The following is a 25710-nucleotide window of genomic DNA, read 5'->3' as shown; positions in this document are numbered from 1 at the left end:
TGCGGACTGTATTCGAAACGCTTCGGCGGCGACGGCGTAGCGGTCTAAGTCTTGGCGGCATCCATCGGCTCCCGTGCCGGCTATTCTGGCGTCGCGCCCGGGGCCAGATCGGCGAGCAGTCGATCGAGCTGGCTTTCTTCATGCACGGCCACGCCTGCGGCCTTCATGCGCGCGGCGAGCGCGTCGTCCCAGCGGGCTTCAACGGGTTCACCGGTCAGCGGCGGTCCGTCGGTCGGTGTGTAATCCGCGGCACGATAGCGCCACGGCCGGGCCCCGTAGCGGGTCATGATGCCGTTGGCGATGGTGAGCCCGGGCCAGTCGAAATCGCCGTGATAAACAAAATCGCAGCCGGCACGGGCGAGTTGGTCGAGCAGGGTTCGGGGCGCGGCCGAAAGCTGGCCGTCGATGCAGACCAGCGGTGCGCTGTCGGCGGCCAGCGCGTCGGCGGCCGCGGCCAGGACTTCCGGGTTCTCGCAGATATGCAGGGTCTGGCCCGGGCGCCAGAGCGGCGGATTCCGGGCGAGCAGACGCAGCGACAAATGCAGCGGGACCCCCGCCTCGCGCGCGGTGGCGATGAGCCGGTCGGCCACGCCGGCGCCGCTCGCCTGCAGATTGAGCACCGCCACCGGTTTCGCCAGTTCGTTGACCAGCACGCCGTACTGGGCCCAGAGATCGCGCATCCGCTCGAACTGGCGCGCGCCGTCGAGGGCGCGGCGCACCAGCGTGGCCACCGGCTGCCCGGCATCCAGCCCGTGCGCGTCGCCGAGCGCATCGGCGGCCAGGCGCGCCCGGGCAATCCCCGGTGCCGGCAGGCGCGCCAGCACCGCCTCGGCCTGGGCGATCAGACGGCGTGCGGTATCGACATCGCGACCGGCGAGGCGCTTGAGCAGGCCCTGGGCGCGGCGCTCGGCCAGGGTCTCGGCCAGTGCTGCGTGGGTGGGGGCGGCGAACACTTCGGCCCAGGCGCGGTCGGCACGCTCGCGTGCCGTGCGGGTGTCGACGATCGGGCCGTCCAGGCATTCCAGCGCCTGGCGCAGATTGTCGGCCAATCCGGCGGCGTGCAGCGCCTGGTCCAGTTTGTCGTGCGACAGGCGCAGCGAGCGCTGATTGCTGCGGCGCCGGCCGAGCAGACCGGTCAGGGCATCGCGTTCGGCGGCGGTGAGCTGGCCGAGGGTGAAACCATCGGCCGGGGTGTCGGCCGCCGCATAGCGTTTGCGCAGACGCTGGCGCAGGCCGGCCAGTTCCGGGCCGCCGAGCAGCCGGCGCAGGCGTTCGCGATCAACCGGCAAGACGGCCCGCCGCCGGTGGGGCGGCCGCGCGCTCGCGGGCGCGGCCGTTCCAGCGCCAGCGCGACACGAACACGGCGTCGACATCGGCGCGGCGCACCAGATGACAGATCGACACCCCGGGCAGCTCGGCATAGCAGCCCCATTCGCGCTCGCTGGTCATCACGAAATCCAGATCGAATTCGCGGATCAGGTCCATGCAGTGGGCGCGGGCGCCGTCGTCGATGCCGGCGAAAGCTTCGTCGAGCAGCACCAGCCGGGGCGCGAAATCGCTCGCACTTTCATAGTGGCTGGCGGCGGCCGCGAACAGGGGCACGGTCAGGCCCAGTGCCCGCTCGCCGCTGGAGGCCGGCCCGGACAGCGGCTTCCACTGGCCATCCTGCCAGCGGCGCACGCGGAACCGATGCCAGGCGCGGTAATCCAGCGCGCGGGCAAGCTGGTCGATGCGCGCCGCACCGTCGTCGCGGTCGCGCTCGGCGGCGATCCGCTGCTGCAAAAAAGCGCCGACTGCGGCCCGGTCCTCGGCCGACCAGGCATCGCTGACCTTGTTGAGCAGCCGATCGCGTACGTCCGTGAAATGGGTGAACGCGCCGTCGTCGTCGGCCACCGGCTGCCAGACCAGCTTGAATTTGACCCCGGTGGAGGTGGGCCGCTGGTCCAGCTCGGCGTTGATGGCACGCACCCGGGCGTCGGCGTCGCGCATCAGGCCTTGCAGCTGCGCGGCCACCTCGGCCTGGAGGTGATTTTCGATGATCTCGCTTTCCTTCGCGGTGAGCAGGTTGCGACGCTCGGCGATTTCGTTGTCGAGCATGGCCTGCAGCCGATCCGGGGCCTCGCTGCGTTGGTTGAAGGTCACCCGCACCACGAAACCATGATCGGTGGGCTCGCCGGCGCTGTGATAGCCGCGCGCCGATAGCGCGCGCTGCAACTCGGTGAATTCGCTGCCGATACGGTTTTGCACCCGCTGCCAGTCGGCATCTGTGTCGGCGACTTCGGCCAGCGCGGCCTCGGCGCCGCGGGCCGCGGCCAGCGCCGGATCGATCGTCCACTCGGCCGTCGTCTCGGGCAATTGCAGATCCGGTACCGCGGCCCGCAGCAGGCCAGTGTCGGCAAAAGCCTGGAATGCAGCGACCGCGTCGGCGCGTTCGCTCTGGCGCGCTTCGAGCTGGACCCGGGTGTCGGTGACCGCCTGCTCGGCGCCGCCGAGCTGTTTGTTGGCCTGGGTGAGTTCCGCGCGCGCGGTTTTCAGGGTCTCGCCGAGTGTGCGCTGTTCGCGTTCCAGAGCGTTCAGCCGCGTCAACACCTCCTCGGCGCTGGCGCCGACGGTTTCCTGCAATTCGCGGTGGCGGGCTGCAGCCTGTTCGGCCTGTTGTTGTTGCTCGCGGGCGCGCGCGGCGGCGCGGTCCCGATCCGCCCGGCTGGCCTGTTCGCGTTCGCTTTGCTCGGCGCGTTCCGCCAGGGCCTGGGCGTGCTCGCGCAGCGCGGCCTTCGCGTCGCGAATCGCCAGTTTATAGTCGGCCAGATGCGCGGCGACCGCGTCCAGCGCGTCAGGCTCGGCGGGCAGGCGGGCGTCGTCGGCATCCAACTGCAACGCCTCGCGCGCGCGATCGAGTTCGCGCCGGGCGCGCTGCAGCCGATCCTCGGCTTCGGCCAGGCGCTGGCGCGCGTTGGCGGCGCTGCGTTCGCTGGCCGCCAGTTCGGCATGGGCCGAACGCAGCGCGTCTGCGCCCGGGCGTGCGGCCAGTAAGTCGTTCAGCTGCTGGCGTTCGCGGCCGAGCTCAGCCCGCGCGGCGGCGATGCGTTCGTCGCGCGCGGCCAGTTCGGCGAGTTCGGCCTCGATCGCTTGCAGGCGCTGGCGGCGGGCGGCTTCGCGCGCCGCGGCGCCGATGTACTGGGCCGCCGGCTTGGCCCAGGCGCCGCGCGCCGGACCGAACCGATAGCGACCGTCAGCGGCCAGCCAGGATTCGGACGTGGTCACATCGTCCTCGGCAACAGCCACCGCGGCCAGAATCGACGCAACCCGGTCGGTGTCGATGGCAGCGGCCGCCGGATCGCCGGCATCCACCACCACATCCAGGAACGCGCCGAGATTGTGGCGCTGCGCCGGGCGATCGACCAGCCACAGATCGTGGGTATCCGGCGCCAGCAACTCGCCGGCCGGGCTGACCCAGGCATCGAGCACGCCGGCGGCCTGCAGCGCGGCTTCTATGCCGGCCCGCGTGGCGTCATCCACACCGGGCCGGAAATCGACCAGTCGCCAGAGCGGCGCGCCGGGGCGCTGGCTGCGATCGGCGTCGCGGGTCATAGGGGCCGGCGGCGCCTGCTCGCCGCCCTCGCGCAGCCGCGCCTGTTCTTCGAGCAGCGGCTCGCGCTCGGCCGCGACGGCCGCGCGCTGCTGATTGAGATCGCCCATGCGCTCGGCCAGACGCTGGCGCTCGCGTTCGGCCACGGCCTGGGTATGGGTTTCCAGCGGCGATTCGCCGTCCAGACTGTTGACCCAGTCGGCCAGCGCTTCGTCGGCATCCGGCCAGGCGCGCGCCGTATCCGTATCCAGCGTGGCAGCCACGCGCTCGGCAAAGCGCTGCCAGTCGGCGATATGGGTTTCGGCGGCCGCCTGCTGCGCGGCGCGCGCGTCACCGACGGTTTGTTCGGCGGCCTCGCTGTCGGCCAACCGCGCGGCGCGTTCGTGCTGGGCCTGCATGTGCTGCTGGCCGGCCGTGTCGACCGCCGCCAGGTTGCGCCGGATCTGGGCGATCTGCTGCTCGCGCCGGGTGGCGAGACCATTCTGGGTGGCGGCAACCTCCTGGCGTGCGGCCGGGTCCAGGCCGCCCAGCGCGTCCGGCGCCGTGGTTTCGCCCCAGCTCTGCCGATGGGCGGCGCCCAGGCCGGCATTCTCCGCGTTCTGCTCGGTTTCGGCGATGGCGCGGGCCAGCCCGTCGCGCGATTCACGACAGGCCTGTTCGCGCCGTTCCAGGCTGGCCACGTCCTGTTCGTGCCGGCGCCGGGCGGCCTCGTGATCGCGCCGGGCCTCGGCCGCGGCGCGTTCGGCCTCTTCGGCCGCGCTGCGGGCCCGATGCAGCTCGCGGGCGCTGCGCATCTCGGGGCTGTCCTTGAGCACTTCGATCTGGCTGGCGGTTTCGGCCGCGCGCGTTTCCGTGTCGTCGACCTGCTGCTGGCTGGCCTCGAGCGCGGCCTGGGCCGCGGCCAGCGCCTCGCGGGCCGCGCGCGCCTCGCCGCTGGCGTTGTCGAACGCGGTCTGGGCCTGGCGCAGGTCGCGAGCCCGCCGGCGCGCCAGAATGCGCGCATAGCGGCCGTAGGTGGCGTTGAACTGCGCGACCGCGGCTTGCATGGCGCGATAATCATCCAGCTCGTCGCGATATTCATCGAGCTGGGTCATGGCCTCGGCCACATCTTCCAGCACCGCCCGGTCGAGCGGCGGAAACGCCTGCGACAGCGCCGCCGAGAGGTTGTTCTCATTCGGCTGTTTGGACAGCTGCGGCTGGCGCAGCTGGATAAGCGTATCGATCAGCGCGCGGTAGCGCTCCGGCCCCAGCCCGAACAGGCGTTCGTCGACCGCGCGCCGGTAATCGCGCGCGGTGGCGTACACGCAGTGGCTGCCGATGGCTTCGGCCAGCCGGTCGCGGGTGAGCACGGTCTGTTGCTCGGTCACCAGTGCCAGTTCAAAGCCGACGCGCTGCTCGGTGAGAAAGAACCAGGAGTCCACACCGCTTCGCCCCGCGGTGGCGCGCAGACCGCAGCCGAGGGTGGTGAAGCGCGGCGTCCCGTCGTCCTCGACCCGCCCGAATTCGATCCAGGCATAACCCGTGCGCCGCTCGAAGCGTCCGCCCATGAGCAGGTTCCAGTCCATGCGCTTGCCCGGATCGGCGTCCGGCTCCAGCCGCGCTGACGACAGGCTGGCATCGAGTAGAAACGGCAGCGTCAGCGACAGCACCTTCGACTTGCCGGTGCCGTTGTTGCCGCGGAGCAGCAAATGGCCGTCCTCGAACCAGAATTCCTCGGCGTCGTAGTGGTACAGCTCGACCAGACCGAGCCGCAGCGGCTGCCAGCGGGCGGTTGTCGGCTGCGGCGCGACGCCGGCCTCGGATTCGGTATCGCTCATAGATCGGACAACAAATCAGTTTGATTCGTCACGCGCGCTTCGCCGAGCCGGAAGCGGCAAATGGCCGGCAGCGGCTCGATGGTCTGATCAGCATGGCGGATCAGACGCAGGGCCTCCAGGCGTTCCAGCGCGGCCGCCGCCAGTATGCGCTCGGCGCCGCTCTCCTGGGCAGCCTTGCGCCAGTACTTGCGGTGCTCGCGGGCGGCCTCGCGCATGAAAGCCAGCACTTCGGCCTCCGGCACCGGCCCGCTCTGGCCGGCACGCAGACGCGCGGCCAGGAATTCGGCCAGCAACAACGTGGCATGGGCATCGGTGCCCTGCTGCGGCAGGGCGACATCGGTGAGCTCGCCGCGCGCATCGACCAGCGCCGTGCCCTCGGCCCGATGCTCGGCGGTAAGGCCCGTCGCCTCGGCCAAGCGCCGGCCCATCGGGCCGCGCTGATTGAGGAAATACTCGCGCTCGTCGGCATCGAGTTCGTCCAGATACAACAGCGGATCGTCCAGCAACCGCCGCGACAGTCGATGCCGCAGCGCGGTGCGGCGGGCATCCTCGCCTTCGGCGGGATTATCGGCGGCCAACGCGGCCAGCCGCGCATCCAGGGTTCCGGCGTCAGCCACCGCCGACGGACCGCGATCGCCGGCCAGCACCGCCGCCAGCAGGGGCCGATGGATATCGTAGAGGGCGTCGCCCGACTGATTGATATAGGCCTGCTCGTCGCCGGCCACGCGGGAGATGATGCCGAGCTCCAGCAACAGGCGGCAGACCGCGACCAGATCGCGGCGCTCGGTCTGGCGATCGAGCGCGAACACGAACCCGCTGGCCACGAGTTGCGAATCCAGCGCCTCGACCATCAAGCGTTCGCCCAACCGCGCCAGGGTGATCTGCACATCCTCGCGCTCCAGCACCGCCAGGGCCAGGCACAGCAGGATGTACCGGTTGCGATTGAACTCGCGGGCGCCGCGGCTGGCATCATTCACATCGGCCGCGCGTTTGGCCAGCCGCGCGTGTCCGCGCTCGACGCGCAGCACCCAGCCGCATTCGCGGGCGAACCAGGTGCGCAGATAATCGGCGTGGGCGCGGACCAGGCCGAACACCCGGTCGTCGGCGCGCATCAAGGGGCGCGCCAGCAATGCGCGCAGCGCGCGCTGGCGCTGCTCGTCAATCTCGCGGGTCCTGGCATCGATGACGGCGGCTTCGGCCATCAGGCGTTTCGACTCATCAAAAGCTCAGCAACCTGACTTCATCGACTTGATCCGTCGCGACAACTCAAATCGGCAACCGAGCAGCACTTACTTATGGCTGTCCCTGGAGGCTTCGTACACAACGGTGCAAAACGCGCCTACCAGTGCCACTAATGCCACGATGACCGCCCATTCCATTACCCGTCCTCCAACTCTTCAATACGACCATACGCACGCCGGTTGATCACGATTATGCCAACGGCAATCACTACAGCCGCGATCACAGCAGCAAAAACCACGATCGGCGAGGCCGCTGCATAGTTCTGGGCGAGCCAGGCGACCACCGAAGCGTCAAGTGCGATCGCGATACCGAACGCAACCTTGAGCCAACCGATTGCCTCCTTCAACCCATATAACCCGCGCCATGACGCAAGTTTACACATTGACGGACATAAGGCCCGAGCGTATCGAACTATCGCGCGCCTTTTGGCGGTCATCCCGAAACTCGTCTTCAGCACGCTCGGCAAGCGCCGCGCCGGTCAATCCACGGCCCGCACATGCAGCCAGTGATCGCGCCCGGCAAAAACGCCGTCCTCGGTTTCGATCGTCACCATGGGTGCGTCGTCGATGGGGGCGAGGGTCAGCGCCAGGCTGCCGTCGGAGGTCAGCCGCTCGATACGCGCGGCTGGCTCCTGCATGGCGGCGAGCGCTTCGCCGAGCACGTCGAGAAACAGTGCAAAAGCGTGGCGATCCAGCCGGCCGATCTCGGACAGGCGGGTGATCTCATCGGTGGCCAGCCGCTCACGCGCCGCGGCGATCTGGGCATCCTCGGCGGCGATCTTTTCGGCCAACCAGGCTTTTTCGGCGCTGCGATCGTGCACCTTGGGCGAACCGCCGGCACTGGGCAGGCGTCCGCGTTCGCGCAGGGTCGGCTCGATGGCGATGGCGGGCGAATCGATCCAGGGCGTGGTCGCGGCCACATCGTCTTCGACGGTAAGCGCCAGATGACGCGCCGGCGACAAGCCGAACGCCACCCGCCATAACCGATGCGCATCGGCCTCGTCCCGGGTATCGGCGAACCAGCGCGCCAACTCGCGGTAATCGGCGGTACGGTCGCTGCGCCCGGTGCGGCGCTCGTTGACCCGCGCGATCGCCGACAACAGCCGCGGAATCGCCGAGCGGGCCCGCGCGCGCAGGCGCTGGGCCTGGGACGGGCCGTCGTCACTGCGCAGAAACCAGCCGCGCAGGCCGGCCCAGCGTTCGCGCCAGGCCGCGAGCGCGCGTTCGACCGCCTCGTCACTGGCCTGATCGTCGCCGGGCGCGGCATCCCGGGCTTCGCGGGCCGCGGCCAGGCGCAGCAACTCGTCGGCCGGCTCGAGCGCGGCGATGGTTTCGGCGATGCGCCCGGAAGCGGCCACCAGATCACCGATGAAGCGCTCGAGATAATCGATCAGCCGGTCCTTGTAGGCGACCACGGTGGCCGCATCGGCGGCCTGCAACTCCACCGTGCGCGCCAATCCAGCCATGAAATCCTCGGCGTTGTCGGCCAGCCCCTCGAACACATGCACGAGCTCGCGCAGGGTCTGGTGAATGCGCGCGCCGTCGAGCGGGGTTTCCGTGGCCAGGCGCCGCAACGCGGCGAGCTGGGTCTGAATATCCTCCAGCGCTACCGTCTGCAGCTCGGCGCGGCGCTCCAGCGCCTGCGCGAAGGCCGCCAGCCCGGTTTCCACCGCTTCGCCCTCGCGCGAGAGTTGATAGAGAAACTTGGCGCGATAGAAATCCTCGATGGTGGAAACGCGCGCGGTATCGGCCTGGGCACGCAGGTTGCCCCATTCCACGAGTTGGGCCAGCAGACTCTGGACTTCCTCCAGCGTAGGGATTCCGCCGTGCGGCCAGCTCGCTTCCGCGCGCACCTCGTCGGGGCGCAGATGCAGACGAAACTGGCGCTTGGCGGCGGCGAACGCATCCAGCACGGCGCGATAGGCCGTCGCCCGCTCGGCGCTGACGTGGCGGAACAGATCGGCCGTTTGGGTCGTATCGCTCATCAAACTATCCTTGCGCGCTGGCTCGATGCGTTAAGCACTTCGGCCACCTTTTTTTATCTTCGATCGACGGGTTCACCACTCAACGTTTACTCGCCTCGTGCTCCGCGATATCTGAAGTCGTAGTCTGCGTCTCGGGTTCCTCACGCTCCTTGACGGACAAGCGCAGGCCAAGGGCGTTAAATATCTTCATGAGCGTCGCCAGATTCGGATTGCCCTGGTCCGACAAGGCGCGATATAGCGACTCGCGGGACAAGCCGGTCTGGCGCGCCAGATCGCTCATGCCCCGCGACCGCGCGATGTCGCCCAACGCCTGGGAAAGCAGACGGCCGTCGTTGTATTCAAGGACCATATCCAGATACATCGCCATGTCGGCTGCTGTATCGAGATGTCGGGACGGGTCGAATGGAATGGTCTCAGTAATCATCGGTTTCACCCAGATTCGCAGCGAGCCGTTGCGCTTTCGCGATATCGGCCTGCTGTTTCGTTTTGCTGGATTTGTCGCCCCCACATAGCAGAATCACCAGTTCGCCACCGCGCTCGGTGTAATACACCCGGTAGGCCTTACCTTCGCGAATCTTCAGTTCGCTGACGCCGCCTTTCAGATCACGGTGCTCGCCCGGGTTGCCGTCAGCCAACCGGCGGATGCGGATATCAATGCGCAACTGGGCCCGCTTGTCCTTCAGGCTATCGAGCCAGTGGGCAAACTCGAGTGTCTGCTTGATATCCACCTATTTAAATGTAGCTTTAAAGCTACAATAATGCAACTGACTGGAATATCGTAAGCAAGCAACACGCACTCCCGAAATGCAGCCACGCCGAGCAATCCAAAGCCGGTTGAGCGCTCCGCTGAACAAGCCAAAGTCGAGCTGCGCTCAGCAAACCAAGCTCACAAACTCACCAGATCTTGCAACTCGGCGTCGGACAGATCGGTGATCCAGCGTTCGCCGCTGGCCACGGTCAGGTCGGCCAGCTCTTTTTTCGACTGGATCATGGCATCGATTCTCTCCTCGAAGGTGTTTTCCGTGATCAGGCGATGGACGATGACATTGCGCCACTGGCCGATGCGATAGGCGCGGTCGGTGGCCTGGGCCTCGACCGCCGGGTTCCACCACAGGTCGTAGTGGATGACCTGGCTGGCCGCGGTGAGGTTCAGGCCCGTGCCGCCGGCCTTGAGCGAGACGATCAGGGCGCGCGGGCCGCCTTCGCCCTGGAACGCGTCGACCAGGCCGTCGCGCTGCTTGCGGGTGAGCCCGCCGTGCAGAAACGGGGCGTCGATGCCGAGTTCGTCGCCGAGTGCTGCGGCCAGCAGCCGGCCCATCGTCGTGTACTGGGTGAAGATGAGGGCTTTTTCACCGGCGGCATCGATTTCGCGCAGGATACCCATGAACGCGGCGAGCTTGCCGGAGGCGTCGATATCGGCGGTCTCGCGGCCGGCAAACTGGGCCGGGCTGTTGCAGATCTGTTTGAGGGCATTGAGCAGCTTGAAGATGATGCCGCGCCGCTCGACGCCCTCGTCGGCCGCGGCCAGTTCCTGCATGACGGCGTCCACGCTGTTCTGGTACAGCGAGGCCTGTTCCGCGGTCAGCCGGCAATAGCGATTGGCCTCGATCTTGTCCGGCAGGTCGGCGATGATGGAACGGTCGGTCTTGAGCCGGCGCAGGATGAACGGCGCGGTGATGGCGCGGAATTTATCCAGCGCGGCCTGGTCGCGGTCGCGCTCGATCGGCTGGGCGAACATTTCGGCGAAACGTTTCTGGGTGCCCAGAACTTTCGGATTGATGAAATCGAATACCGACCAGTATTCCCGCAGGCGATTCTCCACCGGGGTGCCGGACAACGCGATCCGGATATCGGCCTTGAGACGCTTGACCGCCTTGGTCTGGGCCGCCGCCGGATTCTTGATGTTCTGGGCCTCGTCGATGGCCACCAGCGCCCAGCGCGGCCGGGCCAGTGTCTTGGCATCCGAACGGGTCAGGCCGTAGCTGGTGAGCACTACGTCGTGGCTAGCCTGACCGAGCTGACGATTCGGGCCGTGGTAGATCTGCACCGTCAGGTCCGGCGCGAAACGCGCGATCTCGTGGCGCCAATTGGTCAGCAGCGGGGTCGGCAAGACAATCAGCGCGCTCGCCTGGTCGAGCCGATGGGTCGCTTTCAGATGAGCCAACAGCGCGATCAGCTGCAAGGTCTTGCCCAGCCCCATGTCGTCGGCCAGCAGGCTGCCGAAGCCCAGCCGGGCGTTTTCAGCCAGCCACTCGAAGCCGCGCTGCTGATAGGGCCGCAGGCGGGCGTCGAGCGTAGCCGGCACCGGCGGCGGCGATTGCGGCCGGATGAGTTGATCGAACAGCGCCCGGGCGTCCTCGCTGGCGGCGACTGCGGCGCCGTCGAGTTCGCCGGACAGGCCGGCCTGCAGCAACTCGGCCCGCGACAGCTCGGCCGGCGGCGTGTCCAGTTTGTCGAGCAGGCGGCGTGTCTCTTGCGCGTCGACCATGACGTATTGATCCATGATCCGCACCAGGCCGGCGGCGTTTTCGACCAGCCGCCGGAATTCGTCGACCGAAATCTGGCGATCGCCGATCGCCACCTGCCAATCGAAGGTCAGCAATTGATCCAGGTTGAGATAACTTACCGCCGACTCGCTGTCCGCACTCGACAACGACAGGCTGGCCTGGGGCCGGGCCAGATTGCGCAGCGCCTTGGGCAGGATCACGCCGATACCCAGCATGCGCAGCGCCGGCAGCACGTCGCGCAGGATCGGGGTGAAGGCCTCGAGGCTATAGCGCAGCGTCTGTTCGCGCGTCTCGTCGCTGGCCGCCGTGGCCGCTTCGCCCGCATACAACTGTTCGATATCCGGGAAATAATCCGCCAGCACCGCCAGATCGGCGAGCACATCGGCCCGGGCGGGGCCGTCGGGCGTCCCGGCCAGCCAGTCCGCAATCGGCTGAAAGCCGTCGTCGCGCTCGACCGTCAGCGCCACGGCCAGCTGGTCCGGGCCCGGCTCGTCGACCCGAAGGTGCAGCCGGTGCGCGCGCTCGCCCAGGCTCAGGCGGCGCAGCCAGTGGGCGATCAACGACGGCGCCCGGCGCGTCTCGAACGACTCGAAACGCACCGGCTGGCCGATGAAGAATACCCGCTTGATCGGGTCATCCTGACGGGATTCGGCCGTGCTCTCGAAACCGGCGCGAACGAAGAAGCCGAGCAGCACGTTGAGGGCGGCGCTGATTTGGGTGGGCGCATCGGCATAGGCCGGCTCGCGCCGGCGTGACTTGCCGCTTTCCAGCCGCACCAGATCCGGCGGACACAGTGCGCACAGGCGGTCGAACAGATCCGCGACCGGCTCGGCCAGGCGTGCCGGCTGCCATGTTACGACCGTCGCGCCGCGGCTGTCCGCGGCCACGGCGGGCACGAAGGCGCCCTGCTCGATCAGCTTGAGCGCGAAGCGCAGTAGTGTGCGCCACAGGGCCACGCGATGAGCCAGCCGCGGCTCGCGCTCGGCCGGCAACGCATGCAGCCCGGCCAGGAACGCCTCGAAGTCATCCGGGGCGCGTTTTTTGTGCACCGCCTTGAACAGGCGCCCGTGGTCGCCGCGCATCTCGATCAGGCCGCCGCTGTCGTCGATGATCGCGGTCAGCCAAGTAACCCGCTCGGCCTCGGACCATGGCGTATCGGCCTCGCGATCAAACGCCCGGACCGCCCTTCGCGCGCGTCTGTAATGCGTGGCCAGAATCTGATGGAAATCCTTGCCGTGAAACAGCGGCCGGGCCGAGAGAATCGTGAAAATCCGCGACTCGAGTGCCGGAATCCGCGACAAATCGACCGCGGCGAAGGCCCCGGCCCATGGCGGCTCGAAATGCTCGATCACCGGCTCGCTCGACCAGTCATCCGAAAACACGGGCAGCGTGGTGAGCGATTCGGGGGCCACGCCCATCTGCGCCTGCAGCGTTTGGGCCAGATCCATCCCATGCAGCGCGAACACGAGGAACGGATCCTTGTCGATTTCGTTGCCCAGCAGATAGATCACCGCCGCGATGTGCTTGCAGGGCAGCGCGTCGTCGGGACAGGAACAGCGCGCGGTCAGGTCACGCCAGGAGCGCGGAAACAGCCGGATACCGCGCGCCTCGAGCCGCGTGAGGACATGCGCCGGCAACTGGCGGTTGAGCAGGCGCGACAGCAGCACTGGATCGGCTTGCACCGTGTCCAGCACGGTCTGTCGCTCGACCTTGGAAAATGCCGGCAGCGCGATACGGACCCGGTATGGTGTGGGGCGCGTGCCCAGCACACGCGCGGTCGCCGTGCCGCCGGCGATATCGACCGCGCGGACCGAGCCGTTATTGGCATAGCGCCGCCCGCGCGGCAGCCGGTTGCTCTGATCGATGCCGTCAAAGGCGGCCAGCCATTGCCGGCCCCACCAGGTGCGTCCGAAATCCGCGGCCATATCACGTCAGCCTGTGCCGCGCCGCCTCATCAGGGCTGCCGATCTCTGTTGCCGGCTTAGCATGCCTGTCGTTCGAGACGAATAGCCGAATCATCGCCGAGATGGATGAACAACCGGCCTTCGGCTGTGTTCCGGCCGGTCAGGGATAACCCGCCTCGACCGCTGACGTCGTCGCCTTCATCGCTGCCCTGCCAGGAAAAATCCACGCGACCACCGTTATCGGCGTAGCGGGCGTCGATCTCGGCGATCACGGCGCCGAAGGCGAATTCACCCGAATCATCGGTAAAACGGAAATAGCCCGGCTGGACGAGATCGATGAAGTCTTCGTCCCATGCCTCCATCCAGACAATACGCCAGTAGCCCTCGAACGCAGCCATGAAGTGTCTCCGCATGCGTGAATACTTGCGCTTGCTTTCGCCGGGGTCAGGCCGGCGTCGGCGGATCCGAGACCGGCAATAGCGCGCCCGAATCGCCGATCAGCGTCCCCACCCCGGCATCGGTGAACAGTTCGAGCAAAACGGCGTTCTCCACCCGGCCATCCACGATATGCGCGGCGCGCACGCCATCGGCCACGGCATCCAGCGCGCACTGGATCTTGGGCAACATGCCGCCGTGGATGACGCCAGAATCGATCAGCTCGCGGACCTGTTCGGGCGTCAGCCCCGTCAGCAGACGGCCTTCGGCATCCAGCACGCCCGGCGTGTTGGTCAGCAGCATCAGCTTTTCCGCCTTGAGCACCGAGGCGATCCGGCCGGCTACCAGGTCGGCGTTGATGTTGTAGCTGCGCCCGTCGGCACCGACCCCGATCGGGGCGATCACCGGGATGAAGTCGTCGGCCTCGAGATGTTTGACGATGCCCGGGTCGATGTCGGCCACTTCGCCGACAAAGCCGAGATCGGTTTCGTCTTCGACCAGGGTCAGCTTGCGCGCGGTGATGAGGTTGCCATCCTTGCCGGTCAGGCCCACGGCGCGGCCGCCGTGCTGGTTGATGAGATTGACGATTTCCTTATTTACGAGGCCACCGAGCACCATCTCGACCACGTCCATGGTGTCGGCATCGGTAACCCGCATGCCCTTGATGAACTCGGTCTGCTTGCCGACCCGCTCCAGGACCTTGCCGATCTGCGGCCCCCCGCCGTGCACCACCACCGGGTTGAAGCCGACCAACTTCATGAGCGCGATATCGCGCGCGAAACCGGATTTCAGCTCCGGGTCGCTCATGGCGTTGCCGCCATACTTGATGACGACGGTCTTGCCGGCGAAACGGCGAATGTAGGGCAGCGCTTCGCCGAGTACGCGGGCCACGCGGGCGGCGGCTTCGGGGTCCAGGGACATACGTCTTTTGTGCTCCATCGACCGGACTCAGTTGTCGGCTATGACTGCGGCCACGGTCGCATGATCATAGGTGGTGATCTCGAACCGATTGCCATCGGGATCGGCAAAATACAGCGACCACGCTACCGCGTGGTCCGCCCGGCGCACGGCCAGATCCGGCGCGGTGGACAGGTCGCGCTGCCAGGCGAGAAAATCGGCGCCGCTCACGCGCAGGGCGACGATGGCACGATGCACCGATTCGCTCTGCTCGAACAGGGCGAGCGTGACCGTGCGCGCCGGGTTCGACAACGCCAGCGGGCCGCCCTCGCGCGCCCAGAACTCGAGCTCCGGCACCGGCGTCAACCCGAGCACGCGTGCATACCACTGGCGCGCGGCAGCACAATCGGCCACAAACACATGCACATGGTCGATATCGAGCAACGTCGTGCCGTCGCCGATCGTCATCGAATCAGGCCGCGCCGGTCGAGCCGAAGCCGCCCACGCCGCGCGGGCTTTCGTCGAATTCGTCGACCACGGCGAGTTCGGCCGCAACCACGGGAATGAGCACGAACTGCGCGATGCGCTCGCCGGGTTCGATGGTGTAGGCCACATCGGCGCGGTTCCAGACCGAGACCTTGAGTTCGCCCTGGTAGTCGGAGTCGATCAGGCCGGTGCCGTTGCCGAGCACGATGCCGTGTTTGTGGCCCAGCCCCGAGCGCGGCAGGATCAGCCCGGCCAGGTTCGGATCGGCGATATGCACCGCCAGACCGCTGGGCAGCAGTTCGCATTGACCGGGCGCGAGCGACAGCGGCGCGGCGATCATCGCGCGCAAATCGATGCCGGCCGAGCCGGTGGTGGCGCGCGCCGGCATGGGAAAGTCGCGGCCGAGCCGCGCGTCGAGGCGTTTCACCTGCAGTTGTGTCATCGAATGTTCCGAATCCTTCGAGGGTGTCATGTCAGGCGTTCGCCGATCAGGGCGACGAGATCGCGGGCCAGGTCGGCCTTGGCCGCTCGCGCCAGGCGTTTCTCGCCGCCGTCCCAGATCACGAGCAGTTCGTTGTCGTCGCGGCCGAAGGCCTTATCGGGGCCGACCACGTTGCCGGCGATCATGGACAGCCCCTTGCGCCGGCGCTTGTCGCGCGCAGCGGCTTCCATGCCGGTGGTCTCGGCGGCGAAGCCGAGCGTGAACGCCCCCGGCCAGGCGCGCGCGACCTCGGCGATGATGTCGCCCGTGCGCGCCAGGCGCAGCGTAGCGTCGCCGTCGGATTTCTTGATTTTATCGCCGGCCACCTCGGCCGGGCGGTAGTCGGCGACCGCCGCCGCGCCGATGAAGACATCCGCACCGGGCATGGCGGCCATTACCGCATCGTACATCTGGCGGGCCGACTCCACGTCGACGCACGTCACCCCGCCCGGGGCGGCCAGTGTCGTCGGTCCGGACACCAGCGTGACCTCGGCCCCCGCCGCCGCGCAGGCCGCGGCCAGCGCGTAGCCCATGCGCCCCGACGAACGATTGGTCAGATAGCGCACCGGATCGAGCGCCTCCCGGGTGGGCCCGGCGGTGACCACCACGCGCCGCCCGGCGAGCGCCCCGCGTACGACGCCATAACGGGCGATCAACGCATCCCGGATCGCCTCGGGCTCGCTCATGCGCCCGGCGCCGGATTCGCGCTCGGCTAGCTCGCCGGTGTCCGGGCCGATAAAGGTCATCCCGCGCTCGGCCAGTGTCGCCATGTTCGCGCGCGTGGCCGGGTGCGCCCACATCACATGATTCATGGCCGGTGCCACCACCATATCGGCGGTGGTGGCCAGACAGAGGGTGGTCAACAAATCGTCGGCGCGGCCGAGTGCCAGCCGGGCCATGGTGTCGGCACTGGCCGGCGCGATCAGGACCAGCTCGGCCCAGCGCGCCAGCTCGATATGGCCCATCGCCAGCTCGGCGGCTTCATCCCAGAGGTCGTCACGCACCGGATGGCCGGAAACGGCCGCCAGGGTCATCGGCGTGACGAACTGTTTCGCCGCCGCGGTCATCACCACCTGGACCTCGGCGCCGGCCTCGACCAGACGGCGCACCAGGATCGGCGTCTTGTAAGCGGCGATACTGCCGGTCACCCCGAGCAGCACGCGACGTTGGGCCAGTGCTTGCATGGGCTCTATTGTACCCGGGACGGCCGGTCGCTCCATGGGCCGAGTCGAACAACGACAGACGGGGATGAGAATGCGTATCACGGACTGGCCGGCCACGGAGCGGCCACGCGAAAAACTGCTCGAACGCGGCGCCGCCGCGCTGTCGGACGCGGAGTTGCTGGCGATCTTTCTGCGCACCGGCGTGACCGGCATGAGCGCGGTCGATCTCGCCCGGCGCCTGCTCACCGACTACGGCAGCCTCGATGCCCTGCTGGCCGCCGACCGCGCGAGTTTCACCGCCGGTCGCGGGCTCGGCGAAGCCAAGTACGTGCAGCTGCAGGCGGTTCTGGAAATGGCACGACGCCATGCCGGGGAGACGATTCGCGATCGCGATGTATTAAGCGATCCGTCAGCCACCCGTGCCTACCTTGCGCTGCACTTGGCCCGATCCGAGCACGAAGTCTTCGCCTGCGTGTTTCTGGACAACCGAAACCGCGTGATCGCATTCGAGGAGTTGTTCCGCGGCACGATCGACGGCGCGGCGGTCTACCCGCGGGAAGTGGTCAAGGCCGCGCTGGCACACAATGCCGCGGCGGTGATCCTGGCGCACAACCATCCATCGGGTGTCGCCGAGCCGAGCCCGGCGGATCGGGACATCACCCGACGCCTGGCCGACGCGCTGGGACTGGTCGATATCCGTGTGCTGGACCACGTCATCCTCGCCCGCGAAGCGACGACCAGCCTCGCCGAGCGAGGAATGATGTAAAATACACAAAACGCTATCGTAATGATTGTTTAATTTTTTATTGACAATTTAGCCGCGGCTTCATAATGTCTCCGGCGATCGGATCCCCCTATCTGATTGTTAAGTTTGGAGAAAGAAATGAAAAAAGCCGCATTTATCCTGGGCGCCACGATGCTCCCCGCCGCCTCTGCCATGGCGGCGCCGAGTTTTCTGACGTCCACGACACAAACCGATGGCCCGGGTTACACATATCTTCAGGGTGATTACATCCCGACCGGCCACCTCGCCGGCGCCGGGCACGACTTCAATGGCTTCGGCTTCCGGGGCTCCTACCAGCTGCCGTCCCACATAATCGTCCAGGGCGGCTACGACCGTCTGGACGTCGATCACAGCGGCGAGGACGTGAACCGCGCGTTCTTCGGCGTGGGTGCCCAGGGCTTCTACGACTACGGCAGCCGCAAGGGCACGGGTATTGGCTACTACGGCACCGTGAACTACGAGCGCCTGGGTCTTTACAACACCGTCGGCACCCGGGACGTCACCGGCACGGGCTTCGGCCTCACGGCCGGGCTGCGCTGGATGGTCGCCCCGCAGGTCGAGATCAATCCGCACGCCACTTATGTCGACTACGGCGAACTGTCCGTTGACGGCGTGGACTACGGCAAGCCGGACGGCTTCAAGTATGGCGTGCAACTGGTCGGTTACCTCGACCCGGATCAGCATTACGCCCTGACCGCGGGTTACGATCGTTCGGACCTGAACATCGGCTCGAACAACCAGGACTTCCACAACGAAGTCAATGTTGGCGTGCGCTACACCTTCTAGGTTGTAGACTGCACGCTCGGCCGCCGCATCCGCCTGCGACGGTCCGGAACACCCCGCCTCGCGGGGTGTTTCCGTTGCCCGGAAAAAAACTGCGCGGCGGCGGTTGTACGCCGATGCGTTAAATGCTTAAATACGCGGCTCGCCGACGCCGACTTGCGCGCGACCAGGAGATCAAGCATGTCCCAGATTTGTCAGGTAACCGGCAAAAAGCCGATTACCGGTTACAACGTTTCGCACGCCCACAACAAGACCAAGCGGCGCTTTGTGCCCAATCTGCACTGGCACCGTTTCTGGGTTGAGGCCGAACAACGCTATGTGCGTCTTCGGGTTTCATCCAAGGGCATGCGTATCATCGACCGTCAAGGCATCGAAAGCGTGCTTGCCGATCTGCGTAAGCGCGGGGAGAAGGTTTAGGAACCTCTGATTCATTCGTACGCGGTCGCGCCGGCTTTGCGCGCGCGTCTGGCGAGGAATGAGGAGAGAGGTTTACTTTACAGTAAATGAACGACGAATGACGCTGCTCAGACGCGCGCGCAAAGCCGGCCCGAAGGGTCTGGCCCGAGCCGCCCGCCTGCAGCGTTGCCCGTCTCGACCGTGGGTCCTGCCACGGCGCTTCGCCGGGCGCCTCACAGACGAACGGCTCGAGACTCAGACGCGATCCGTGTACGAATAAATCAGAGGTTCCATAATGCGCGAAAAAATTCGCATGGTCTCGACCGCGGACACCGGGTTCTTCTACACCACGTACAAGAACAAGCGGAACAGTCCCGACAAGCTCGAGATGAAGAAGTACGACCCGAAGGCGCGCAAGCACGTGGTCTTCAAGGAAGCCAAGATCAAGTAACCGCATCGCGATTGCTTGCAGGAAAAGCCGGCCTCGCGCCGGCTTTTTCGTGTCCGGCCCCAGCCTTTTCCGTGACGTAACAGCCCGCCGGCCCGGCCTTTGGTTAGACTGGCGATCTTTGAGCCATGGCCTGTGGGTGTGCCGGCTCGCTGCTTGGCGAGGAGACATGGAAAGCGATTGGCTGTTGTCGGCGCAGGGGTTGGCGCGCGATTACGGCGGCCGGCGCGTGGTCGCCGATATTGAACTGAGGCTCGCCGCGGGCGACGTGCTGGGTGTACTCGGGCCCAACGGCGCCGGCAAGACCACGATCCTGCGCATGCTTGCGGGCACGCTCGCACCCAGCGCGGGCCGCGTGGCGATTGCCGGCGCGGACCTGGCGGACAACCCGCGCGCGGCCAAGCGACATCTCGGCTATCTGCCCGAACGGCCGCCCGTCTACCCCGAGCTTACGGTCGACGAATATCTGCGCTTTGCGGCCCGGCTGCATGGCCTCCCGCGCGCGCGGCGCGCGGCAGCGATCGAGGCCGCCAAGATCGATTGCGGCCTGACCGATGTCGGCCGCCGGCTCATCGGCGCACTGTCGAAGGGCTATGCCCAGCGCGTAGGCCTGGCCCAGGCGATCGTGCATCGCCCGGATGTGCTCATCCTCGATGAGCCGACCGCCGGGCTGGACCCGTCTCAGCTGATCGGCGTGCGCGCGTTGATCGGCCGCTTGAGCCGCGAACACAGCGTCATCATTTCCAGCCATATCCTGGGCGAGATCCAGGCCGTGGCGTCGCACATCGTGATCGTCGACCGCGGCCGGCTGGCATTGTCGGCCAGCCGCGCAGAGCTGGCCGCCGATGCGAGCTGGCTGGAAATCGGCCTCGCGCACGGCCCGGACGCCGCCACCCTGGCCGCCCTTCCGGATGTGGCCGACGTGCGCGAAGCCGGCAATGGCCGCTGGCTGATCCGCCCAACCGACGGCCACGATATCCGCGTCGCCCTGGCCGAACACGCGGTGGCCCACGGTTGGGGCCTGCAGATGCTGGCCGCCCGGCCGACCAGCCTGGAGGAACGCTTCATGCGCGTGATCAGTGCCGGCGACGACACCGGCAGGGCCGCGTCATGAGCGGCGCGCTCGCGATCGCGCGGCTGGAGGCGACGCGGCTGTTCGCCTCGCCGCTGGCCTGGGCGTTGCTCGGCTTCACCCAGTTGCTGGCCGGCGTGTTGTTCGTGATGTCGCTGACCGATATCTCGCTCAACCCGCAACATCTCGATGCCTACGACGGCGTCTCCGAAATGGTCGGTGCCGGCCTGTTTCGCTTTACCACCCTCATTATGTTGCTGGTGGTGCCGCTGCTGACGATGCGGGCGTTCGCCGAGGAACGAAAGAACGGCACGCTGGAACTGCTGCTGGCCGCGCCGGCCTCCGCCACCGAGCTGGTGCTGGGCAAGTTCGCCGGCATGATGGGCTATCTCACGCTGAGCGCGCTCCTGGTCGGCACGCTGCCCGCCACATTGATCCTGTTCACGCCGCTGGACTGGGGCGTGATCGCCGCCGGCCTGCTCGGCCTCTGGCTGGTGATGGGCGCGTTCGCCGCGCTCGGTCTGTTCACCTCGGCGCTGACTCGCGAACCCACATTGGCCGCCGTGATCAGCCTGGCGGCCCTCATGCTGCTGTGGCTGATTTATGCCGTGGCCAGTATCGATTGGCATCCGAGCGTGTTCGGCGCCACGCTCGATATCGGCAGACTCGCTGGCGGTATTTCGCCCATCGGCCACGACGACACCTTGTTGCACGGCCTCGTTTCCTCGGCCGACGTGCTGTACTTCGCGATCTTCATCGTCGCCTTCCTGGCCTTGACCATCGTGCGTCTCGACGCCGAACGACGCTGAGACGCCGGGCATGCGCGCAAGCACCTACCTGACCATGCTTCTGATCGCGCTGGTGGCTGTGGCCGCGGGCTGGCTGGCCCAGCGCTATGCCGTCACCACCGACTGGACCGCCGGCAATCGCAACAGCCTGACCTCGGCCAGCCAGCGCGTGATCGGCGCGCTCGACGACGGCCCGATCGATTTCAGCGCGTATATCTACCCCGGACCACAACGCCACGATGTGCGCCAGCAACTGGCCCGCTATACCCGGGCGTCGCCCCGCATCCACCTGCACTTCGCCGACCCGGCCCGGCATCCGACGACCGTGCGCAGGCTCGGCATCGGCCAGGACGGCGCCGTGGTCGTGCGGTACCACGGCCGGCAACAGACACTCACCGATTATTCGGAAGCCAGCGTGACCCATGCGTTGCAGCGGCTGTCGCCGGGCGGCACGAAGTGGATCGTGTTCCTGACCGGCCACGGCGAGCGCGACCCGGACGCGAAAACCACCGCCGGCTATTCCAAACTGGCCGCCGCGCTCGACAACCAGGGCCTCAAGGTCCGGCAGGTGAATCTGGTCAAGGCCGGCGCCATTCCGGACAACACCGCGGTACTGGTGATCGCCTCGCCGCAACACGACCTGCTACCGGGCGAGATCAACATGATCCGCGCCTACGTCAAGCGGGGCGGCAACCTGCTTTGGGCGGACGACCCGGGGCCACGCTACGGTCTGACGCCGCTGGCCCAGGATCTCGGCATCCACTGGCTCGACGGCACACTCGTCTATCCGGACTTCCGCAAGCTCGGCACCGGCAGCCCGGCGATGGCGCTGGTCGCCAACTACCCGGACACGCCGATCACCGCGAACCTGAAGCAGATCACCGTTTTCGCCTTCGCTGGCGCGCTGTCGCCGCTGGCGAACTCGTCCTGGCACTCGCAGGCATTTCTGCGCTCGCCGGCCCGAAGCTGGCTCGAGACCGGCTCACTCGACCGCGGCAGCATCAGTTTCCAGCCCGATCATGGCGATCGCGCGGGACCACTGACCTTCGGCCTGGCACTGAGCCGGCCGCAACCCGGCGCGCCGAACCAGCCCGCGCGCGACCCGGATCAACAACGCGCAGTCGTCGTCGCCGACAGCGATTTCATGGACAACGGGCACTTGCCTGACCTGGGTAATCGCACGCTGGCACTCGCCATCTTCCAATGGCTGGCCGGCCGTGACGCCCAGATCGCCGTCGACGTGCCCAAGGCGCCGGGCGCGCATCTGCAGATGGCGCCGGCGCGGCTTTCCACGTTCTGGTGGGTGTTCGTGGTCGGCCTGCCGGGTACGTTGTTCGGGTTCGGTGTGGCGCGCTGGTGGTGGCGGCGACGCCGATGAGGAGACGCCTCGCCCTGATCGCGATTCTGCTGCTGGTGCTGGCGGGCCTCGCCGCCACGTTGTGGTGGTCCTACCGGGCGCCGCCCGGCCCGCGCACGACCCAGCCCCCGCGCATCAGCACACTCGCGCCGACCCGGGTCGCCCGCATCCGCGTCCGCCACGGCAGCGACCTGATCATGCTCCAGCGCGATGGCCCGCAGGCCCCCTGGCATCTCACCGCGCCGGTCGACGCCCCGGTCGACCGGCTGCATCTACAGGCCGTGCTGTCATTGCTCGGCCGGCATGCCCGGCATCGCTATGCGCCCGATGCCATCGACCCGGCAACCACCGGCCTGAAGAACCCGGCGCTGGTGGTGCAGTTCAACCGGCAGACACCGATCGATATCGGCGGACGCGGCCCGAGCCCGGGCAGCCGCTATGTCCGCACGCCGCACGATCTGCTGATCGCCGCCCTGCCGGATCTGTCCGGTCTGCAATGGGGCTGGACGCACTGGATCTCGCCGGCGTTGGTGCCGCCACATCGACAACTCAAGAAACTGGTGTTGCCGCATTTCACGCTGGATCGCGACACGCATGGCGACTGGCACGCCCAACCGGCCGGTCAGCGCAGCGCGGCGGCCGTCGCGGCGACGCGGCAGGCCTGGCAGCGCGCCCGGGCGCTGACCGTCGTGCCGGCCAACCAAAGCCGCCAGCGCCTGGCGCGCGTCACGCTCGTGTTCGAACACAGCCCGCCGCGCCATCTCGACATCATCGAACGCGCCCCCAACCTGATCCTGCGCGATCCGGCACTCGGCGTGGACTATCACCTGGCCGGCAATCGCATCGGCCCGCTGCTCGAGATCCGGCATCCCGGACTTTGACGTCTCGGCGGCATTGATCGACGACGATTTTTATCCGCAGCCTCAAAGGAACCGTTCGCCTACCCGATCAACCACGCCCGTCGTCTCGAACCGAACCGCACTTGTACTGCGCGCATCGACGGGTCGACAAGCAGGCAATCGCCTGCTCTTGCGCGCGGCTCATGCCAGAATATCGGCATGCCCGAACTCCCCGAAGTCGAAACCACCCGCGCGGGCGTGGAACCGCATGTGGCCGGCCAACGTGTGCGCACGGTGATCGTCCGCCAGCCGCAGTTGCGCTGGCCGGTGTCGGCGGCGCTGGCGTGCGACCTGCCCGGCCAGATGATTCACGGCGTTCGTCGCCGCGCCAAATACCTGTTGTTCGCCGCCGATACCGGGCATGTCTGCCTGCATCTCGGCATGTCCGGCCGACTGCGGGTGGTGCCGGCCGATACGCCGGTGCAAACGCACGATCATGTCGATATCGTGCTCGAAAACGATACGACACTGCGCTTCAACGATGCCCGCCGCTTCGGCTCCCTGTTCTGGCTCACGGGCGATCCGCAGGCGTTCCCGCTGCTGGCACGGCTCGGCCCCGAGCCGTTGTCGGACGATTTCGACGGCGCCTGGCTGAAGACGCGCTCGTCCGGCCGGCGGACCGCGGTCAAGGCTTTCATCATGGATGCCACGGTGGTGGTCGGCGTCGGCAATATCTATGCCTCGGAAGCGCTGCACGCGGCCGGCATTCATCCACGCCGCGCGGCCGGACGCATCAGCGCATCGCGCTACGAGGCACTCGCCGTCGCCATCAAACGCGTGCTCGGCGAGGCGATCGCGGTGGGCGGCACGACGCTGCGCGATTACATCGGCGTGGATGGCGATACCGGCTATTTTCAGCTGTCACTGGCCGCTTACGGCCGCGAAGGCCGGCCCTGTCCGCGCGGCTGCGGGCCCATCCGGCGCGAGGTGATCGGCCAGCGCAGCACCTTCTTCTGTCCTATCTGCCAGACCTGAGTCGCATCCTCTCGATTCCAGGTCGCGAAGGCAGGTGACAGGTCAGCGAGACACGGACTAGTCTAGTTGATCGATAATCGACGTATCACCGCTCGCTAATGCGCTATACAGGACTGGTTGCGGCCTTCGTGGCGACCGGCGTTTTCGCCGGCCTGACCTTCGTGGCACCGCGCTATTTCGCGTGGTTCTTCATCGTATCGGGCCTGCTTCTCGCCATCGGCCTGCACGATCTCCTGCAGGCCCAACACACACTGCTGCGCAACTATCCGCTGCTCGCGCATTTTCGCTGGTTCTTCGAATCGATCCGGCCCGAGATCCGTCAGTATCTGATCGAATCCGACACCGAGGCCACCCCGTTTTCCCGCGAGGCACGCAGCCAGGTCTATGCCCGAGCCAAAGGCGCCAACGACGCCGATCCGTTCGGTACCGAACTCGACGTCTACGCCGAAGGTCACGAGTGGCTGGCACATTCCATAGCGGCGCGTGCGCCGGCCGAGACGCCGCCGCGCGTGCATATCGGCGGCCCGGACTGCAGCCGTCCCTACGCCGCCTCGACGCTCAATATTTCCGCGATGAGCTTTGGCTCGCTTTCAGCCAACGCCATTCGCGCGCTCAACAAGGGCGCAGCGCTCGGCGGCTTCGCCCACGACACCGGGGAAGGCTCGATCTCGCGCCATCACAAGGAATTCGGCGGCGATCTGATCTGGGAACTGGGCAGCGGTTATTTCGGCTGCCGAGCCCGTGATGGCGCCTTCGATCGCGCTCAGTTCGTCGATCGCGCCAGCGACGACCAGGTCAAGATGGTCGAGATCAAGCTGTCGCAGGGCGCCAAGCCCGGCCACGGCGGCGTGCTGCCGGGCCGCAAAGTCACCCAGGAGATCGCCGAGGCACGTGGCGTACCGGTCGGTCAGACCTGCAACTCGCCGCCCTATCACACGGCGTTCTCCACCCCGATCGAGATGATGGAATTCATCGCCGATCTGCGCGAGGGCTGCGGCGGTAAACCGGTCGGCTTCAAGCTGTGCATCGGCCACGGCTGGCAGTTCATGAGTCTGGCCAAGGCCATGCTCAAGACCGGTATCACGCCGGATTTCATCGTCGTCGACGGCGCCGAGGGCGGCACCGGCGCGGCGCCACTGGAACTGGTCGACAGCGTCGGCACGCCGCTGCGCGAGGGCCTGGTCTGGGCGCATAACACGCTGGTGGGCGCCGGCCTGCGCGAGCGCATCAAGATCGGGGCCTCCGGCAAGATCACGTCGGGCTTTCGCATGGCGTCCAACATGGCGCTGGGCGCGGACTGGTGCAATTCGGCGCGCGGCTTCATGTTCGCGGTCGGCTGCGTGCAATCCGAGTCCTGTCATACCGACCGCTGTCCGACCGGCGTGGCCACGCAGAACCCCTGGCGCCAACGCGCGGTGGTCGTGCCGGAGAAAGCCGAGCGCGTCTATCATTTTCACAAGGCCACAGTGGCGGCGATGCAGGAAGTGGTGGCCACGGTCGGGCTCGATCATCCGGCCCAACTTGCGCCGGAGCATCTGTGCCGGCGCACGCGCGATTCCGAGATTCAGAGCGCCGATCAGGTGTATCGTTTCCTCAAGACGGGTGAACTGCTCGTGGCGCCGGCCACTCGCGGGCGCTATGAAACCGCCTGGGCGCGGGCCCAGGCCGAGAGCTTCCTGCCCCGTAGCCACGCCGCCTGATCG

The 25710-nt window shown here is 67.3% G+C and carries 23 protein-coding genes; 10 read left to right on the top strand and 13 right to left on the bottom strand.

The window, feature by feature from the left end:
* Positions 1 to 80: 80 nt before the first annotated feature.
* The 13 genes from SALB1_RS10440 to coaBC all read right to left on the bottom strand — a co-directional run bounded on the left by SALB1_RS10440 (position 81) and on the right by coaBC (position 16526).
* Positions 81 to 1289, bottom strand: a complete 1209-nt coding sequence (locus tag SALB1_RS10440; RefSeq protein WP_199678767.1) for a TIGR02679 family protein — start codon at positions 1287 to 1289, stop codon at positions 81 to 83.
* Positions 1279 to 5406: a TIGR02680 family protein gene (locus SALB1_RS10435; RefSeq protein ID WP_109993811.1), complete on the bottom strand. Its 4128-nt coding sequence runs from the start codon at positions 5404 to 5406 to the stop codon at positions 1279 to 1281. The genes SALB1_RS10440 and SALB1_RS10435 overlap by 11 nt, the downstream gene beginning before the upstream one ends.
* A complete protein-coding gene (locus SALB1_RS10430) occupies positions 5403 to 6608 on the bottom strand; it encodes a TIGR02678 family protein (protein ID WP_109993810.1) in 1206 nt (401 codons plus the stop codon). Before SALB1_RS10430 ends, SALB1_RS10435 begins: the two co-directional genes overlap by 4 nt.
* Before the next feature lie 176 nt (positions 6609 to 6784).
* Positions 6785 to 6994 carry a hypothetical protein gene (locus SALB1_RS10425; RefSeq protein ID WP_145961299.1) on the bottom strand — a complete coding sequence of 70 codons (210 nt, stop codon included), beginning with the start codon at positions 6992 to 6994 and terminating at the stop codon, positions 6785 to 6787.
* A 132-nt stretch (positions 6995 to 7126) separates the two neighbouring features.
* Positions 7127 to 8632, bottom strand: a complete 1506-nt coding sequence (locus SALB1_RS10420) for a TIGR02677 family protein (protein WP_109993808.1) — start codon at positions 8630 to 8632, stop codon at positions 7127 to 7129.
* Between the two features lie 79 nt (positions 8633 to 8711).
* On the bottom strand, positions 8712 to 9056 hold the full coding sequence (locus tag SALB1_RS10415) for an addiction module antidote protein (RefSeq protein ID WP_109993807.1): 345 nt from the start codon (positions 9054 to 9056) through the stop codon (positions 8712 to 8714).
* A complete protein-coding gene (locus tag SALB1_RS10410; protein WP_109993806.1) occupies positions 9046 to 9360 on the bottom strand; it encodes a type II toxin-antitoxin system RelE/ParE family toxin in 315 nt (104 codons plus the stop codon). The genes SALB1_RS10415 and SALB1_RS10410 overlap by 11 nt, the downstream gene beginning before the upstream one ends.
* Positions 9361 to 9518: 158 nt before the next feature.
* On the bottom strand, positions 9519 to 13064 hold the full coding sequence (locus tag SALB1_RS10405; RefSeq protein WP_109993805.1) for an SNF2-related protein: 3546 nt from the start codon (positions 13062 to 13064) through the stop codon (positions 9519 to 9521).
* A 56-nt stretch (positions 13065 to 13120) separates the two neighbouring features.
* A complete protein-coding gene (locus SALB1_RS10400; protein WP_109993804.1) occupies positions 13121 to 13441 on the bottom strand; it encodes a hypothetical protein in 321 nt (106 codons plus the stop codon).
* Between the two features lie 46 nt (positions 13442 to 13487).
* Entirely contained in the window at positions 13488 to 14399 is a 912-nt protein-coding gene (gene argB / locus SALB1_RS10395) for an acetylglutamate kinase (RefSeq protein ID WP_109993803.1), read from the bottom strand.
* Between the two features lie 27 nt (positions 14400 to 14426).
* Positions 14427 to 14843 (bottom strand): VOC family protein, encoded by a 417-nt coding sequence (locus SALB1_RS10390; RefSeq protein WP_109993802.1) that lies wholly within the window; start codon positions 14841 to 14843, stop codon positions 14427 to 14429.
* 4 nt (positions 14844 to 14847) lie between these two features.
* Entirely contained in the window at positions 14848 to 15303 is a 456-nt protein-coding gene (dut, locus tag SALB1_RS10385; protein ID WP_109995381.1) for a dUTP diphosphatase, read from the bottom strand.
* A gap of 26 nt (positions 15304 to 15329) precedes the next feature.
* Positions 15330 to 16526 (bottom strand): bifunctional phosphopantothenoylcysteine decarboxylase/phosphopantothenate--cysteine ligase CoaBC, encoded by a 1197-nt coding sequence (gene coaBC, locus SALB1_RS10380; RefSeq protein WP_109993801.1) that lies wholly within the window; start codon positions 16524 to 16526, stop codon positions 15330 to 15332.
* A gap of 70 nt (positions 16527 to 16596) precedes the next feature.
* Here coaBC and radC point away from each other — a divergent pair, with 70 nt between their 5' ends.
* The 10 genes from radC (at position 16597) to SALB1_RS10330 (ending at position 25707) form a co-directional block, all read left to right on the top strand.
* On the top strand, positions 16597 to 17271 hold the full coding sequence (gene radC / locus SALB1_RS10375) for a DNA repair protein RadC (RefSeq protein WP_109993800.1): 675 nt from the start codon (positions 16597 to 16599) through the stop codon (positions 17269 to 17271).
* A gap of 117 nt (positions 17272 to 17388) precedes the next feature.
* Complete coding sequence (locus tag SALB1_RS10370) at positions 17389 to 18075, top strand: outer membrane beta-barrel protein (RefSeq protein WP_109993799.1); 687 nt, start codon at positions 17389 to 17391, stop codon at positions 18073 to 18075.
* Positions 18076 to 18252: 177 nt separating this feature from the next.
* Positions 18253 to 18489, top strand: coding sequence for a 50S ribosomal protein L28 (gene rpmB / locus SALB1_RS10365; protein WP_109993798.1), 237 nt, complete (start codon positions 18253 to 18255; stop codon positions 18487 to 18489).
* Positions 18490 to 18763: 274 nt separating this feature from the next.
* Positions 18764 to 18919 carry a 50S ribosomal protein L33 gene (rpmG, locus tag SALB1_RS10360; RefSeq protein WP_109993797.1) on the top strand — a complete coding sequence of 52 codons (156 nt, stop codon included), beginning with the start codon at positions 18764 to 18766 and terminating at the stop codon, positions 18917 to 18919.
* Between the two features lie 166 nt (positions 18920 to 19085).
* Complete coding sequence (locus tag SALB1_RS10355; protein WP_109993796.1) at positions 19086 to 20030, top strand: ABC transporter ATP-binding protein; 945 nt, start codon at positions 19086 to 19088, stop codon at positions 20028 to 20030.
* On the top strand, positions 20027 to 20797 hold the full coding sequence (locus SALB1_RS10350) for an ABC transporter permease (protein ID WP_109993795.1): 771 nt from the start codon (positions 20027 to 20029) through the stop codon (positions 20795 to 20797). The genes SALB1_RS10355 and SALB1_RS10350 overlap by 4 nt, the downstream gene beginning before the upstream one ends.
* A 10-nt stretch (positions 20798 to 20807) precedes the next feature.
* On the top strand, positions 20808 to 22154 hold the full coding sequence (locus SALB1_RS10345) for a GldG family protein (RefSeq protein ID WP_109993794.1): 1347 nt from the start codon (positions 20808 to 20810) through the stop codon (positions 22152 to 22154).
* Positions 22151 to 23014 (top strand): hypothetical protein, encoded by an 864-nt coding sequence (locus SALB1_RS10340; protein ID WP_145961298.1) that lies wholly within the window; start codon positions 22151 to 22153, stop codon positions 23012 to 23014. The genes SALB1_RS10345 and SALB1_RS10340 overlap by 4 nt, the downstream gene beginning before the upstream one ends.
* A gap of 177 nt (positions 23015 to 23191) precedes the next feature.
* Entirely contained in the window at positions 23192 to 24007 is an 816-nt protein-coding gene (mutM, locus tag SALB1_RS10335; RefSeq protein ID WP_109993792.1) for a bifunctional DNA-formamidopyrimidine glycosylase/DNA-(apurinic or apyrimidinic site) lyase, read from the top strand.
* A gap of 98 nt (positions 24008 to 24105) precedes the next feature.
* A complete protein-coding gene (locus tag SALB1_RS10330; RefSeq protein ID WP_109993791.1) occupies positions 24106 to 25707 on the top strand; it encodes an FMN-binding glutamate synthase family protein in 1602 nt (533 codons plus the stop codon).
* Positions 25708 to 25710 lie beyond the last annotated feature (3 nt).

Source organism: Salinisphaera sp. LB1 (assembly GCF_003177035.1).
In the GTDB taxonomy this organism is placed as follows: Bacteria; Pseudomonadota; Gammaproteobacteria; order Nevskiales; family Salinisphaeraceae; genus Salinisphaera.
This window is presented reverse-complemented; position numbering and strand designations above follow the sequence as displayed.